9 protein-coding genes are annotated in these 15,923 nt (G+C 71.0%); 4 read left to right on the top strand and 5 right to left on the bottom strand.

The window, feature by feature from the left end:
• The 3 genes from BKH28_RS01325 to BKH28_RS01315 form a co-directional block, all read left to right on the top strand.
• Positions 1–924, top strand: a 924-nt coding sequence (locus BKH28_RS01325) for a tetratricopeptide repeat protein (protein ID WP_143224033.1), incomplete at its 5' end; no start/stop codon positions are given.
• A gap of 51 nt (positions 925–975) precedes the next feature.
• Positions 976–2,307, top strand: coding sequence for a metallophosphoesterase family protein (locus BKH28_RS01320; RefSeq protein WP_075417137.1), 1,332 nt, complete (start codon positions 976–978; stop codon positions 2,305–2,307).
• On the top strand, positions 2,304–5,747 hold the full coding sequence (locus tag BKH28_RS01315) for an AAA family ATPase (protein WP_075417136.1): 3,444 nt from the start codon (positions 2,304–2,306) through the stop codon (positions 5,745–5,747). The genes BKH28_RS01320 and BKH28_RS01315 overlap by 4 nt, the downstream gene beginning before the upstream one ends.
• Before the next feature lie 66 nt (positions 5,748–5,813).
• On the opposite strand, the gene BKH28_RS13660 is transcribed toward BKH28_RS01315, so the two are convergent.
• The 5 genes from BKH28_RS13660 to BKH28_RS01295 form a co-directional block, all read right to left on the bottom strand.
• Positions 5,814–7,445 carry a hypothetical protein gene (locus tag BKH28_RS13660; RefSeq protein WP_256695418.1) on the bottom strand — a complete coding sequence of 544 codons (1,632 nt, stop codon included), beginning with the start codon at positions 7,443–7,445 and terminating at the stop codon, positions 5,814–5,816.
• 39 nt (positions 7,446–7,484) lie between these two features.
• On the bottom strand, positions 7,485–8,375 hold the full coding sequence (locus tag BKH28_RS13655) for a hypothetical protein (RefSeq protein ID WP_256695417.1): 891 nt from the start codon (positions 8,373–8,375) through the stop codon (positions 7,485–7,487).
• 486 nt (positions 8,376–8,861) lie between these two features.
• Positions 8,862–9,944 carry a hypothetical protein gene (locus tag BKH28_RS01305; protein WP_075417135.1) on the bottom strand — a complete coding sequence of 361 codons (1,083 nt, stop codon included), beginning with the start codon at positions 9,942–9,944 and terminating at the stop codon, positions 8,862–8,864.
• A 105-nt stretch (positions 9,945–10,049) separates the two neighbouring features.
• Positions 10,050–12,284, bottom strand: coding sequence for a beta-galactosidase (locus BKH28_RS01300; protein ID WP_075417134.1), 2,235 nt, complete (start codon positions 12,282–12,284; stop codon positions 10,050–10,052).
• Positions 12,285–12,358: 74 nt separating this feature from the next.
• Entirely contained in the window at positions 12,359–14,794 is a 2,436-nt protein-coding gene (locus BKH28_RS01295; protein WP_075417133.1) for a sialidase family protein, read from the bottom strand.
• A gap of 148 nt (positions 14,795–14,942) precedes the next feature.
• Here BKH28_RS01295 and BKH28_RS01290 point away from each other — a divergent pair, with 148 nt between their 5' ends.
• Positions 14,943–15,899, top strand: coding sequence for a DUF4862 family protein (locus BKH28_RS01290; RefSeq protein ID WP_075417132.1), 957 nt, complete (start codon positions 14,943–14,945; stop codon positions 15,897–15,899).
• Positions 15,900–15,923 lie beyond the last annotated feature (24 nt).

The raw sequence follows: 15,923 nt of genomic DNA, 5'->3' as shown, positions 1-15,923 counted from the left end.
CTGGGCCCCAACCACCCTCACACCCTGTCCTCACGCAATAACCTCGCCAGTGCCTACCAGGCAGCCGGACAACTCGACAAAGCCATCAATCTACACCAGCAGAACCTCGAAGACTCCATCCGCATTTTAGGCCCCAACCACCCCGAAACCCTGTCTTCACGCAACAACCTCGCCAATACCTACCAGACAGTTGGCAAGCTCGACGAGGCCATCGAACTGCACCAGCAGAACCTCAAAGACGTCGAAACCCTTCACGGCCCTAGTCACCCCCATACCCTGTCCTCACGCAACAACCTCGCCAGCACCTACCAGGCAGCCGGACAACTCGACAAAGCCATAGCCTTACAAGAGTCAACCCTCAACGCTCAGCTCCACACCCTGGGCCCCAATCATCCCGACACCCTCATTACACGCATCAACCTCGCGAGCATCTACCAGGCAGCGGGAAGACTCGACGAGGCCGTCAAACTGCACGAGCAAAACCTCGAAGACTCCATCCGTATCATGGGACCCAATCACCCCTACACGCTCAACTCCTGCGACAACCTCGCCTACGCCTACCAAGACACGGGCAGGTTCAACGAAGCCATCCCCCTGTACGAACAGAACCTCAGGGACCGCACCCGCGTCCTAGGACCCAATCACCCCGACACCCTCACCTCGCGCAACAACCTCGCCTACGCCTACCAGGCAGCCGGCAGACTCAACGAGGCCATCCCTATGTTCGAGCAGACCCTCGACGACTGCACCCGCATCCTGGGCCCCCACCACCCCCACACCCTCACCTCACGCAACAACCTCGCCAGCGCCTATCGCGCCGCAGGTCGAATTGAAGAGGCGGAGGCGCTCTTTAAGACACCATCGGACTCAGTGAACGAGCAGAACGGCACCAACGACGACCCTGACCAGGAGACCAGTCACTGACCACCACAGGGCGCCGTCATTGATGTCGGTGTGCTGTGAGACAGTGTCCGCATGCGGATCCTCCACACCTCCGACTGGCACCTGGGGCGCACCTTCCACGGGCGCGTGCTCGATGACGCACACGCCGCCCTCGCCGACCACCTCGTCGAGCTCGTCACCGCCGAAGCAGTCGACGCCGTCCTCGTCGCCGGGGATGTCTACGACCGCGCCATCCCGCCCAACGACGCCGTCGCCCTCCTCGATGAGACGCTGCGCCGCCTGACCGAGCGCACCCGGGTGGTCCTCACCCCCGGCAACCACGACTCCGCCCGCCGCCTCGGCTTCGCCGCCGACCTCATGCGCGAGGGCCTCATCATCCGGGCCCGCACCGCCGGCCTCGACCGCGGCATCATCCTTCCCGACGCCGACGGCAACGAGGCCGCCATCGTCCACGCCCTGCCCTACCTCGACCCCGACGCCGCCCGCGAGATCCTCCCGCCCCTCCTCACCGAACGCCTGGGCGAGGAGACCCCCGCGAAGCACACAACAGGGGAAGGCCGGACCGAGGGAAAAGACGGGGACGCCTCCTCCCAGCCCGGCCCGCCGGAGCGCCCGCGCCTGCCCCGCTCCCACGAGGCCGTCGTCTCCGCCGCCCTGCGCCTCGTGGCGGCGGACCTGGACCGCCTGCGAGCCGGCCGCAGCCGGCGCCTGCCGAGCCTGCTCATGGCCCACGCCTTCGTCGTCGGCGGCGAAGCGTGCGAGTCCGAGCGGGACATTCGCGTCGGCGGCGTCGACTCCGTGCCCTCCGGCGTCTTCACCACCCTGGGCGGCTCGGCCCTGGCCGAGCGCAGCGGTGGCCTGGACTACGTGGCTCTCGGCCACCTCCACCGTCCCCAGGAGCTCACCCGGCCCGCCGGCCCGCGCCTGGTCTACTCCGGCTCGCCCCTGCCCTTCTCCTTCGACGAGGCCGAGGGCGCCCGCAACTCCGCCACCAAGTCCTCCGTGCTGCTGGACCTGGGTGCCGACGGCGTCACCGGCCTCGAACGCATCCCCACCCCGGTCCTGCACCAGGTGCGCACCCTGACCGGCACCATGCCCGAGCTCCTCTCCCCCGCCTTCGACGACGCCACCGGCGCCTGGGTGCGCGTCATTCTCCAGGGTGAGCGGCCACCCGGAGCCCTGGCCACCCTCAAGGAGCGTTTCCCCGACCTCCTGGCCTTCCAGCACGAGGCCCCCACGCGCACCGCCCGCGAGCGCATCGCCGTCACCGCCGCGGCCGACCCGCTGCGCATCACCGAGGACTTCTTCGACGACGTCTGCGGGCGTGCCCCTGAGCCCTCCGAGCGCGGCGTCCTGCGCAGCGCGTACGAGTCCGCCCTGGCGAGCGCGAGGAGCGAGCGATGAGGATCCACTCCCTGACCATGACTGGCATCGGCCCCTACGCGGGGCGGGAGCACATCGACTTCGACGCGGTGGGCGCCTCGGGCCGCTTCCTGCTCACCGGCCCCACCGGCTCGGGCAAGACCACCATCATCGACGCGATCGTCTTCGCCCTCTACGGGGACGTGGCCGACTCGGCCGACTCCTCCAAGGAGCGCATCCGCTCCACCCTCGTGGGCCCGCACACCGAGAGCGTCATCGAGCTCGTCTTCTCCACCGGCGCCGGCGTCTACCGGGTGCGCCGCACCCCCACCTACGAGCGGGCCAAACGGCGCGGCCAGGGCACCACCACCCAGAACGGCACCGTCAAGCTCTGGCACCTGGCCGAGGTCGGTGGGGAGCCGCTCGACGAGCCCGTCACCCGCGTGGGCGACGCCGACGCGGAGATCGCGCGCGCCGTCGGGCTCAGCCGGGAGCAGTTCACGCAGACGGTCGTCCTGCCGCAGGGCAAGTTCGCCCGGTTCCTGCGCGCCGACTCCTCCGAGCGCCAGCACCTCCTCAAGGACGTCTTCGGCACCGGCATCTACGACGCCATCCAGGACGCTCTCATCCAGGCCTCCCGGGACGGGGCCCGGAGGGTCGAGCAGGCCGCGGCCGACCTGCGCGGGCAGGTCGCCTCCCTGGGACGGCACCCCCTCCTCTCTGAGGCCCTCTCCCCCATTGAGACTGCAGATGCCATTGAGGAGGCCGACGGCGCCGATCAGGCAGTTCTCCAGGATGACTCGTCACCGGAGGCCCCGTCCGGAGGGACCCAGGAGGCACTGCCGCTGCCCATGGATGACGCCGACCGTGAGGAGCCGGAGGCGGTCGACGCCGGTCCTGCTCCAACGCCGGCTCAGGCCTTGGAGGCGGCGATGGCCGGTGCCACCCCGGACCTGGTGGCTCTTCGCCGCGTCGGGGCCGAGGTGCTGGAGGCCTCGCGCGGCGGTGCCCGGCGAGCCGATGCTCAGGCCGAGGTCGCGGGGAAAGTGCTCGCTCGGGCTCGGGCCGCTCGTGAGGAGGCCCAGAAGCTCCACGATCTCCTGGAGCGACGCCGGGTGCTGGTCGAGGAGAAGCAGCGGCTGGCCGAGCGTACCGAGCAGGACACCGCCGATGCCCAGCGTCTCCGGAATGCCGAGCACGCCTCCCGGGTGCGGCCCTACCTGACCGCCGAGCAGGCAGCCCGTCGCCGCGCCCAGCAGGCCGTCGCCGCCCTGGCCGCTCGCGCCGACCAGAGCGGCCTGGCCCACCTGGCCGAGCAGGCCGAAGTCACCAGTGCCGGCAGCACAGAGGATGCCGCCGGCAGCGACGCTCACAGCCATGGTGCTGAGGTGACGCCCGCCGCCCTCGTCGAGCCTCTGGTCCGTGAAGCGCGGCGCCAATTCGCCGCGCTCGAGGATGAACCGAGCGGGATAAGGGCCGGCGCTACCGAAGCGGACGCCCTGACCTCGCAGGACTCCGAAGCCACTGAGGCCCCCATGGCGGCCGATGCATCCGAGACGGCCCACGCCGAGGCACTCAGCCCCCGCGCCCTTGACGACCTGGCGCACCAGTACCGTCGCGAGCACGGACAGCTCGAGGCCCTCGTCGACCTGGAGTCCGGACTCCCAGCCCGCGAGAGCGCCGCGGAGCAGCGGGAGGTGGAGCTGCAGCGCGCTGCCGCCCAGCTGGAGCAGCGGGCGGACAAGCTCGCCGAACGCCCCGCGCAGCGCACCGCCCGGGTGGAGGAGCTGGAGGCGGCGCGCGCGGCCCACGAGCGCCTCGAGGGCCTCCAGGACCGCCGTGCCCGGGCCGAGGAGCGTCACCGGGCCGCCCTCGCCGTCGAGCAGCTCAGCGCCCGGCTCACTCAACGGGAAGAAGCGTGTACCCAGGCGGCCGCGCTCGCGCGGGAGGCGACCGAGCGGGTTCGCGCCACCCGCCTGGCCTGGATCTCCGGGACCGCCGGGGCGCTGGCGGGCGAGCTCACCGAGGGCGATCCCTGCCCCGTGTGCGGCTCGACCACGCACCCCTCCCCCGCCTCCGCAGGCACCGACGGCGCCACCCGCCAGCAGGTCGAAACCGCCGAAGAGCACCAGAAGCAGGCCGACGAGGCGCTCAGCGATGCCGTCCGGGAGCGGGACGCCTGTGCCGCCCGACTTGAGGAGGCCCAGCGCGCCAGTGACGGCATGGATGCCCCCACCGCCCAAGAGGCGCTGGAGGCGGCTGCCACCGCCCTGGCCGCGGCTCAGGCCGCAGCCGACGGCGTCGACGAGCTGGTCGAGCGGCTCAAGGCCTTCGATGCCGGCACCGAGCAGGAGCGCGCCGCGCTCGATGCCGCCCGCTCCGTCCAGGAGGCGGCCCGCAGCCGCCTGGAGGCCGAGCGAGAGGCCCTGGCCCAGGACCAGCGGCGCTGCCTGGAGGCGCGCGGGACCCGGCCGAGCGTCACCGCCCGCGCCGCCGCACTCCTCGTGCGGGCCAAGGAGGCCGAGGACGCCTCCGAGGACGTCAACACTGCCCGCGCCGCTCTGACCCAGGCTCGCAGTGCCCTAGCCGACCTGGCCACGGCGCTGAAGGAGGAGGGCTTCACCGATACGGCCCAGGCAACAGCGGCCCTCATGGAGCGAGGCGCTATGGAGACCCTGTCGGCAAGCGTGCACGCCGCCGCCACCGCCCGGGAACGGGTCCGCCTCGGGCTGGAGGACCCGCAGATCGCCGCCCTGAGCGGCCAGCAGGAGGACCGCCTCGAGGATGCCTCCGCTGAGCTCGCCCGGGCGGACGCCGCCGCGAGGCAGGCCGCCTCCCTCCAGGCGCGCACCGCCGAGTCCCACGAGCACCTGCGCCGGGCCGTCGACGGCGTCGAGCAGGCGGCCGCCGCCTATGAGGAGGCGGCCGGCTCCAGCGCCGACCTCATCCGGGTAGCCTCGCTCGCCCGTGGGGAGAACGAGGCCGGCACACCCCTGGCCACCTGGGTGCTGCAGGCCCGTTTCGAGGAGGTCCTCGTCTTCGCCAACGAGCGCCTGTCCCAGATGTCCTCCGGGCGCTACGAGCTCATCCGGGTCGCCGAGGAGGCCGGCCAGCGCCGGCGCCGCAAAGGGCTGGGGCTGGCCGTCGTCGACCACCTCGGAGACGAGCGCGCCCGGGACCCGCGGACCCTCTCGGGCGGGGAGACCTTCTATGTCTCCCTGTCACTGGCCCTCGCCCTGGCCGACGTCGTCTCAGCCGAGTCCGGGGGCGTGAGCCTGGAGACCCTCTTCATCGACGAGGGCTTCGGCACCCTGGACGCCGACACTCTCCAGACGGTCATGGCCGAGATCGACCACCTGCGCGCCGGCGGGCGCACGGTCGGCATCGTCTCCCACGTGGCCGAGCTGCGCGACCAGATCGCGGAGCGCATCGCAGTGCGGCGCGTCGCCTCAGGTGGGTCCACCCTGAGGGTGACCGCCTGAGACGACGCGCCGCGAACGCGTCCTCCTCACCGGTGCCGTCCCAGCGGCCGGCACCGGGCCGCCGTCCTAGTAGACGCCGGAGGAGGACTCAATCGTGATGGTGGGATCGCCGGAGCCCTCCGGCAGCTCCACCTTCCCCGAGAAGGTGAACTTCGCCTTGCGGGAGCTGGGGTTCTTGTCGAAGGCCGACGGCTTGGGCGAACCGGAGATGTTGATCTCGTCGGACTTGAAGGACAGGTCGGTACTGTCCTCGGAGAACTCCACCTTCGTGGCGTCCTTGTCCACCGACAACGAGGTCATGTCCGTGGAGGTCTCGAAGGGGCAGAGCTTGTCCGTGTTCGTCGGAACCGTCGCGCAGGACTTCGTCTGCTCCTTGACCTTCTCCAAGGCCTTGGTCTTCAGCTCATCGGTAGGAGTGGCCTCCACCTTCTGGCTGCCCGCCGTTTCAAAGGACGAGTTCGCACTCGCGCCTGAGGGAATCAGCGTGAGCGAGGACTCCTTCACGGTCAGATACTTGCTGACGGAGTCCGAGGCCGCCACCGGATAGACACCCGGGTAGGCGTACTGGGCCGAGGTACGAGTCCCACCCCACCCACTGTCGTCCTTAGCCAGGTCGACGGCGACCCCGCCGACCTTCAGCCCGGGAAGCGTGGAGGAGCTGAAATCCGTGGAGACCACGAGGGCCTTGTCCACCTTCCAAGTCTCCAGCCCGAAGGAGCCGGAGCTCTTCGAGGCGGTGAAGCTGTACTCGAAGGCCTTTCCGTTCAGGGACAGGTGAGCCTTGATCGTGGCGGAGTTACCGGAGATCGTGGGCTCGTCGATCTTGGAGACCTTGATCCTCGCCGTGGCGGCCTTCATGGCCTCGTCGGTCAACAGCTTGCGCTGGTCATTGGGAACGCTCGGGTCCACCATCTTGGTGGCCTCGGCGGCCTTGCCCTCCGACAGGAGCGTCAGGTAGCTCTCGACCGCCTTGTCGGGCCCGCGCATGCCGTTGACGACGTTGAGCGCGACGACGCCGACCACGACCAGCGCCACCACGACACCGGCCACAGTCAGCCCCAGGACGACCTTGCGGCGCGAGGCCGCGTTCATCGGGGCGGGCTCGGGCAAGGCGCCCGCAGCAGGAGCGCCTGCGGCGGCTGCGCCGTCGAGGCCGGGAGCCGGCGCCTGCGAGGCCGGCGTGGTCTCCACCCACTGGCCGGTCGCCGGATCCACCGAGAAGACCGCACCGGTGGCCGTGTCCGTGGCGGTACTGGCCCCGGTGACCGGGTCGGTGCCGTAAACCCACTGCTGGGCCGACGTCGTCGGCTGAATGCCGGAGGTACCCGCACGCCAGGCCGCGCTGGCCTTCTTCCCACCGGCCAGCTGCAGCACTGCCGGAAAGGTGGAGTAGATCCACATGGGGAGCAGCTCCGCCAGAACGGAGATGATCGCCACCACGATCCCGAACATGAAGAAGGTCAGAGCGTTGGGCTGGATGCCGTAGGAGAGCTGGCGAGCGGCCTCGCCGTCCGAGGAGCGCAGCGGAGCGTCGGTGCCTGAGAAGTGCAGTGGGAGCAGGCCGTAGAAGACGATCGCCGCCAGGACGAGCGACACGAGCGGGAGCTGCCAGACTCGCACCCACTCGGCCCGCCCAGTGCGAGCACGCCTGACGCCCACGCGCACCGCCGCCGCCACGATGGCGATGATCATGGCCACGAACAACAGGATCGACCAGCTGCCGAACCAGGTCCAGGCTTAGGCGTCGCCGCCCTTCTCGCCGCCCAGGGACGGCATGTAGTAGGCCAGGTCCATGGCCTGAGCGGTGTCCGCGGTCAGGCCGCCCAGGGAGCCGAGTCCCAGAGCGATCAGCACCAGGTTGGGCAGCAGAACCGGGAGCAGGAGGATCGAGGCGAACCCCCATCCTCGAGTGAGCGCCGCCGCGATATAGGCGACGATGACGAAGACTCCCAGAACCACACCGAGCGCGACGCTCAAGGCGCCCAGCTCACGGCCGGCCTGCACCACCTGACCCGGCAGGCGCTCGAGCAGGGGCCCGCCGCTGCGGGCCACCACCAGTGCCGCGAAGACCACGACAGTCACCAGCAGGATCGTCATCAGCGGGGAGGACGAGACTACGACCCGCTCCAGCCCCAGCATCTTGATGTTCAGGGAGAAGGGGGCCGTGACCAGGCAGGACAGTAGCGCCACCGCGAAGGCCTCGGCTCCGGCCCTCGCCAGCGTCGGAACGAGCGGGGCCGCCGATCCGTCAACTGCAACGCGACGTCGGGCCAGCACGTAGACCCCGATACCGGCGGCGGTCAGTGCCCCCATCGGAAGTAACGTGAAGGTCAGGGTGACGGTCTCATAGGAGGTTGAGCCCGTCATGGCGAACTGCCCGCCCAGGCTCCAGCCCATGAGCAGCGGCAGCATGGAGAAGGTCGTCGGGAACGTGTCCGTCGTGTCCATGGTCGTGATGGCCACGAGCGTGAGGATCGCGCTGATGGCCGCAGATCCGAGCACGACCGCCAGCGTCAGGCCCGTGGAGGTCAGACCCGGAGCGCGGAGCCACGCGGTGAAGGTCTGTGCCAGGGGCGAGGGCTGCCCGACCTGCTGAGGCTGCGCGAACCCGCCTGGTGCCTGGGGCATTGGCTCTCCCGGAGCAGGCGCGGCGACAGGGGCACCCACGGCCTGAGGGGCGGCCACGGGCTCGACGCCAGCGGCCTGTGCCGGGGGCGGAGGAACCTCGGTCACGCCCGGCGGGGCCGCGACCGCACCCGGCGGTGGTGCCGGAGCAGCGGCGGGTGGCGGTGCCGGCGCGGCAACCGGAGGTTCAGACACGGAGGCACCCGGCGGCGGCGGAACCGGAATTGCGGGGAAGCTGCCGGTCTCTGGCCCAGATGTCATCGGGGGTGGAGGCGCAGAAGCGTCACCGGCGCTGTGTGAGGATTCAGGAGGAAAACTACTGTTAGACACAGGGCTGCCTTCGATAGGGATTCGAACAGGGCAGTTCTACCCCATCAAAACCAGCCACACATCTATTTCGTGACCCGGTCTTGACATGTGACCCCGCTGTCCACAGCCGAGCATCGACGCGGCCACGATCAATGCGCGGAACGTCCTACCGCCTTCTGTCTACCCTTCACCGCCGGCCTGCTCACCGTCTCCCTGCTGGCCATCGCCGCCTTCCTGGCCAGTGCCGTCCTGGGAGCCGTCCTGAGTGCCGTCCTGCTGGTCGCCGGACTGCTGGTCACCCCCCTGCGAGTCAGCTCCCTGCGGGTCGACGCCCTGCTCGGCTGCCTTCTGCTTGACCGTGTTGAGGATGCTGACGAGGTCGTCCCGCCCGGGGAAGGACACTCCTGACTGCAGGGTGTTGAGGACCTGGTCGATGTCGCCAGTCTTGATCTGGCCGGCAAAGTTCTCCGCCTCAGCCATGGTCTGCGTCTTGAGGACACCGGCTCCGTAGTAGACGCCCGCAGCGGTCGCCGCCAGGGGCAGGAACAGCGCGGCCAGAAGCAGCAGTGCCGCCGGAGCCTTCGGCTTCGCCCGGGCCAGGGCCGTGCACGCGACGAAGAAGGCGATGAAGGCCAGTACCGCTCCACCGCCGACCGCGCCGACCGCGGTCCAGTTCGGGGTCCAGGACCGGCTCGAGATGATCTCGAAGACATGAAGCGTGGTCAGCAACGTGTACGTGCCCCATCCCAGGAGCCCGGAGGCCGCCAGCACCATGATCGTCCCCACCGGCAGCGCGGCTGTACGACGGCGCTCTGGCGGGCGAGGAAGCGCCACTGGGCGCTCCGGTTCGGGCTCGTTCCAGGTCTCCTGCACCGGGCCCCGCGAGGCCGCCGGCCGAGCGGGCTCGGGGTTGACGTAGACCGGCTGGACCTGCTGGACCGGCTCAGCCGGGTAGGTAGCCTGCATCGGCATGGCCATCGTCTGCGACGCCGCCTGCATCGGCTGGAGGACCTGGGTGTACTGGCTGCGCTGGTCGGGTGAGGCGGCCAGCTGCGGGGTCGACGTCGACGGCGGCAGGTAGCCCCAGCCCTCGCCCCCGGGCGGCATGGCGATCGCCTCCGTCGCTCCCGCCTGCGCCTCGGCCTGAGCGAGGTCGATCCGCTCGGTCGGCCGTCCACGGTCAACATGGTCGACGCGGTCGACAGCCGCATCACCCTCGGCGTCGTCGTCGAACAGCGGCCCACGGGAGAGAGGACGGGACACGATGAGGCTCCTTGCCACGGGGGGGTATCGATTGGGTCTCTACGCCCCCGAGGCTACGCCACCGACGGCGTAGGCACGAGGAGCCTCAGGTCCTCGTGCGGTGACTCACCGCATGTTGTCTCGCACCGCGAGCGCCGAACGAGGGGCCAGGACCACATGGCCCGTACACGCCTCACCGCTCAGCAGGTCGGTGCCCACGACTCCGGCCACCTCGGCGGCCCGGTCGGCGTGGTTGAGCAGGAAGAGGACAGGCCCGCGCCGCTGGGCCTCCACGCCGTCGGGCAGGTCGGTGACAACAGGTCGCACCCGGGCGTGCGCGCACACCAGTGTCAGCAGGGCTGCCCGGCTGAGGGCGTCGAGGTCGGCGGCCACGTACCAGCCCGCCCCTGCACCTTCAACCACCCGCCGGGTGATGGCGGGCCGCCCGACCAGGTCCGTTCCTCCACCACGACCGTCGAAAACCGCCACGATCTCAACCGTCTCCCACCCCTGCCCGGCTTGCGCATCCTCGGGTGCCTCGTCGATACGGACCTCCTCGGCCCAGCCGCCGGCGCGCAGATCGGGGGCCGGTGAGCCCATCCGATCCAGGACCCGGCGCAGGGACTCGCTGATGGCCTCCAGCCCTGTCCAGGTCTCTGAGCCGGGAGTCCCGACGGCGCGGCTGAGGCGGTTGACGAGCGTGCCCCGGGGATCGGACTGCCCGACCGGGCCGGTCAGGGCGGCGTGATCCGTGACCCGTACCCCGAGCAGCGGCCGCAGGGATCCCAGGTAGCCGCCCAGGACGGCGCCCGCGTTGGGGTCAACGACCCCGGTGGGGCCGGCCACGACGACCTGGGCACCCGCGGCGACCGCCTGCTCCAGGTGCCCGGCGAGCTCGGGACGGTCGATGAACACGGCCGGGACCACGACGAGGCGATAGCCGTCCAGCCTCCGGCCCACCGGGACGATGTCGGTGGTGATCCCGGCCTCCCACAGGCTGCGGTGCCAGGCGCGGGCCGCCTCGAAGCGCTCACCGACCTCGACCGGGCCGATGGCTGTGCTCAGGGCCCACTGGCTCTCCCAGTCCAGGACGACGGCCGCATCGGCCCGCAGCGGCTCCCCCAGGACCGGTCCGAGCCGCTTGAGCGCCTGCCCGGTGGCCACGGTCTCCTCCCAGGTGCGGCTGTCGCGCCCGGCGTGGGGGACCATGCCGGAGTGGAAGGTCTCGGCACCCTGGCGGGACTGGCGCCACTGGAACTGCAGGACGCCGTCGGCGCCGTGGGCCACGCGGGCCAGGGACCACAGGAGGAACTGGCCGGGGCGCTTGGGCGAGTTGCGTCTGCGCCACTGGACGGCGCTGGGCGCCTGCTCCATGAGGATCCAGGGGCGCCCGCCGGCCAGGCCCCGCATGAGGTCACCGGCCCAGGCGACCTCGTGGGCGGCGGCCGGGTCGGCGGGGTCGGGGTAGGAGTCGTCGGAGACGATGTCGAGGGACTCGGCCCAGCGCCAGTAGTCGGTGGCCGGGAAGTCGCCCATGAAGTTGGTGGTCACCGGCCGCGTCGAGCGCTCCCGCAGGATGCGGGCCTCGGCCTCCATGAGGCTGCGCAGCTGATGGTCGCTGAAGCGCCTCCAGTCCAGCACCTGGGCGGGGTTGGGGAAGGTGGGCATGGCGGCGGGCGGGGCGACCTGCTCCAGGCTCGTGTAGCGCTGGGACCAGAAGTCGGTGCCCCAGGCGGCGTTGAGGCGCTCGACGTCGCCGTAGCGCTCGGCCAGCCAGGCTCTGAAGGCCTGGGCGCAGGCGGGGCAGAAGCACTCGGCGGTGTGGCAGCCGTACTCGTTGCCGATGTGCCACATGACGACGCCCGCGTGGTCGCCCAGGCGCTCGGCCAGCGCCGCGGCCAGGGCGGCGGAGCGCTCCCGGTAGACGGTGGAGCTGGGGCAGTACTGCTGGCGCGAGCCCAGGCCCAGGCGCACGCCGTCGGCGTTCATCGGCAGGGACTCGGGGTGGTCGGTGGCCATCCAGGCGGGCGGGGTGGCAGTGGCGGTGGCCAGGTCGACGGCGACACCGGCGTCGTGAAGACGGTCAACGATCTCCACCAGCCAGTCGAGCTCGTAGACGCCCTCGCGCGGCTCGAGGCGCGCCCAGGAGAAGATGCCTAAGGAGACCAGGTTGACGCCGGCCTCGGCCATGAGCTCGAGGTCCGTGGCGAAGGTTGCCTCGTCCCACTGCTCGGGGTTGTAGTCGCCGCCGTAGGCGGGGCTGGTCAGTCCCAGCAGCTCGTGCGGGGCGAGGCGGGGCGTGGCGACACCCGGTGTCTGCTCGGGCCGGGGAGTGGAGGCTGAGGGCGAGGGACTCGTCATGAGGGCGATTCTCCCCCACCTCTCCCCTATACCCTGTGCACCGCGGGCGCCCGGGTCGGCGGGTCCGGGTGGGCTCAGCTGATCGTCGAGCGCGAGCTCGTCAACCAGGCCAGCGGCACCGTGGTGAGGAAGAGCCCCTGCCACTCGCGCTCCCACAGCAGGGCGATGTCGCCGCTGGGCAGCTGGGCCATGCACTGGTAGACGTAGTGGCGCGGGTTGATGACCCGGTTGTGGGGCCAGGTGGAGCCGTCGTCCTTGCTGAGCCGTAGGACGCCGCACCCGCGGAAGGGCAGCATCCGGGAGGCGTTGGCGAAGACGATCCCCCGGCCGTCCGCGCCGTCGGCGACGCCGGCACCGTCGGCGTCTGCCGCTGCGCACTCCAGGCCGATGACAGCGATGGCGTTGGGCTGGGAGAAGATCTCGGGGAGTTGCTCGTCGTAGTCGACCTCGCCCCAGGTGACGCCCCCGTCGTGGGAGACGGCGTGAGCGACCCTGCCCGAGGGGTGCTGGTTGCGGGCCCACACGTGCACGGCGCCGTCGGCTCCTTCGACGAGGACGGACTCGTACAGGCTGGCCCGCTCCTCGGCGAGGTCACGGGAGGAGACGACGGAGCCCAGGACCTCGCGCCCGTCGTTGGGTGAGGCGCCCAGGGTCCAGGTGGCCCCGCCGTCGTCGGAGTAGATGGCGGCGCAGGACAGGTAGCCGGTGCCGCCGGCCTCGTGGCTGTAGTAGACGGGCACGAGGATGCGTCCGGCGTGCTCCGGCGCGGTCAGCTGGATGGCGTTGCCGGGGCCGGTGCCCAGGAAGCACATCCAGTCGGCCTTGACCTGGGCGGTGATGTCGATCGGCTGAGACCAGGTGGTGCCGTCGTCGTCAGAGGTGATCATGAGCAGGTGGGAGCCGCGGTGCTGGAAGAGGCACGCTTCGGGGGCCTGCTCGTGGGCGAGGTAGATGCTGCCGGCCGCCCGACCGCCGAGGAGCACGTCACCTGCGCGGGCCCCGGCTGCATCGTCGTCACTCAGGACGATGCGGTAGTCGGTGGCCTCACCTGAGGCGGTGAGGACGCTGCCGTCGGGCTCGACGGCGAACAGCTCGCCGTCGCGGTTGTGCAGCACGCGGCGCCCCAGCTCGTCGAAGCCGGTGCCGACGACGGCGTTGGGCTGGCCGATGCCGCCGGGGAACTGGTCGACCAGGCAGATGACGCGTCCGCTGGAGCGGTCCTGGACCAGGACGGAGTCGATGAGGCTGGCGCCCAGCGCCCCGGTGCCCGGGAGGCTGAGCAGGGTGCGCATCTCCTCCCAGGTGGCGCCGCCGTCGAGGCTGCGGCGCATGACGAGGTTGATGTCGTTGGGGGCGTCGTTGGGGATCGAGACGCGCTGGTCAGCGCCGGCCAGGATGACGCCGCTGTCCAGGGCGAGCAGGGAGGGGATCCGGTAGGACTCGGCGCCGTGGTAGCCGGTGTCGAACAGGGCGCGCGTGGGCAGCGGGGCGGCCCCGGCCAGGCGCTTGATCTGGGCGTCGGTGAGGGCGGCGTCGTAGACCATGGCGGTCTGCGCCTCGCCGAAGAGGCGCTTGCCGTCCAGGTCGGCCCCCACCACGACGCGCGTCACCGGCGCGATGTCGGCCAGGAAGGCGCTGCCGGGGGTGAGGGCGACCTGGTAGCCGTCGACGTGGATCTCCACCGCGCCGCGGGCCGAGGTGACCACGACGTCGTGCCAGGTCCCGTCATCCCAGTGGCCCGGGGCGCACGCCTCGAGGAGGGGCTCGCCCTCGGGCGAGTCCTCACCGGGAAGCACACGGTAGGTCAGGCCTCTCGCGTCGATGTCGAGGTGGAGAGTGCCTCCCTGGCCGTTCGCGGCGATGATGGTGCCGGCCTGGCCGCGGCCACGGGTGCGGAACAACGCCCGGATGGAGCCGTTGGCCAGGGAGCCGGTACGGCGGGCGTCGCGGGCGGAGAGCTCACTGGCCGCGAACTGGACCAGCGGGGTGGCGGCCAGGGACTGGGCCATGACGGCGCGGTCGCTGAGCGGCTCGGCCCAGGCGGCCAGGCGGGTGACCGCGGCGATCCCGTCGGGGTCGATCACGACGTCGGTCAGTCCGATCTGGGTGAGGAAGGCCGGCAGCGTCGTGGAGAAGCACTCGTAGCCGTCGGCGTAGAGGTGGGTGCCGGCCTCATTGACGGTCAAGGCGATCGTGTGGGGGCGGCCGTCATCGAGGCCCAGGGCGTCCTCGGCATCGAGTACCCGCCGCTGGGTACCTCCCTCGTCCCCCGCTTCGGGGCTGTCCTCCGGAAGGCCGCCGGCACCGAGGACCTGCTCGCCGTCGAGGCGGCCTGCGCGCAGGGACAGCGTGATCCGTCCGTTGGTGCCGGTGAGCACGATGAGGGTGGCGTCGGCCCTGGCGGCGACATCGAGAAGAATCGTGCCGTGCCCGCAGGCGGCCAGGGCGGCAACATCGTGCTCGCTGAGGCTCAGGGGGGAGGTCTCGGATGCGGTGAGATCGAAGATCATGGGGACGTCCTTCATGCCGGCATCAGCTCTCCACCGGCGTTGTGCGACCGGCAGTGCCGTGCGCGACGGTGCGTCACCGCACATCCAGTCATATGATGTCTGATGTATCGCGCACTGTAGCACGATCCCAGAACCTCAAGGAGACCACATGTCCACTACCTCAGAGAATCGGTCTGAGAATCCTGCTGAGCCCCGCACCGTACCCTTCGTTGTCGGCGCCTACCCCATGCTTCCACCGGACGACGAGGACCGCCGCGGAGCCGCCGACCTGTACGCCGCCCTGGGCGACCTCGGTTGGGTCGACGGCATCGAGCTCCCCTTCCGGGAGGCCCTGGACGCACCCGAGCCGTGGCTGGCCGAGCAGCTGGCGGGGCGCTTCCACCAGTGCGTCGTCACGGCGATCCCGGGAACCATGGGGCGCGCCGGGGCCGACCCCGTCTTCGGACTGGCATCGCCCGACGACGACGGACGCGCTCAGGCGCTGGCCTACACCCGCTCACTGCTGGAGGCCGTCGACCGCCTGCACGAGGCTGCGGGCGAGCAGCTCGTCACCCGGGTGGAGCTGCACTCGGCGCCGCACCACCAGGCGACCCCCGATGCCTTCCACGCCTCCTTGAGCGAGCTGAGCGAGGACTTCACCTCCCGTGAACTGGGGATGATCGTGGAGCACTGCGACGCCGAGGGCGGCGTGGGCCCCTCGGAGAAGGCCTTCCTCCCGCTGAGCCAGGAGATCGCCGCCTGCCGGGACACTGCGGCACTCATCACCGTCAACTGGGGCCGTTCAGTCATCGAGACCCACGACCCGGCCACCCCGGAGAGCCACGTGCGCGAGCTCGTTGAGGCCGGCCGGCTGGGCGGCGTCATGATCTCCGGCGCCGGCCCCGAGGAGACGCAGTGGGCCTGGGCGTGGGCTGACGCGCACCTGCCACTGGCCGAGCAGGAACCGACCAGCTGGCTCACCCCGGAGCGGGTGGCCGCCACGATGCGGGCCGCCGGAGGCTCGCAGGTCTACGAGGGCCTCAAGATCAACACCCCGGCTCGCGCCTCCCTGGAGGACAAGCTCGCCTGGGTGCGCCGTGTGCGCGAGACCATGCTCACCGCCTGAGTCCAGCTCCTCCCCGCTCGGCCT

This window comes from Actinomyces oris, assembly GCF_001937665.1.
In the GTDB taxonomy this organism is placed as follows: Bacteria; Actinomycetota; Actinomycetes; order Actinomycetales; family Actinomycetaceae; genus Actinomyces; species Actinomyces stomatis.
This window is presented reverse-complemented; position numbering and strand designations above follow the sequence as displayed.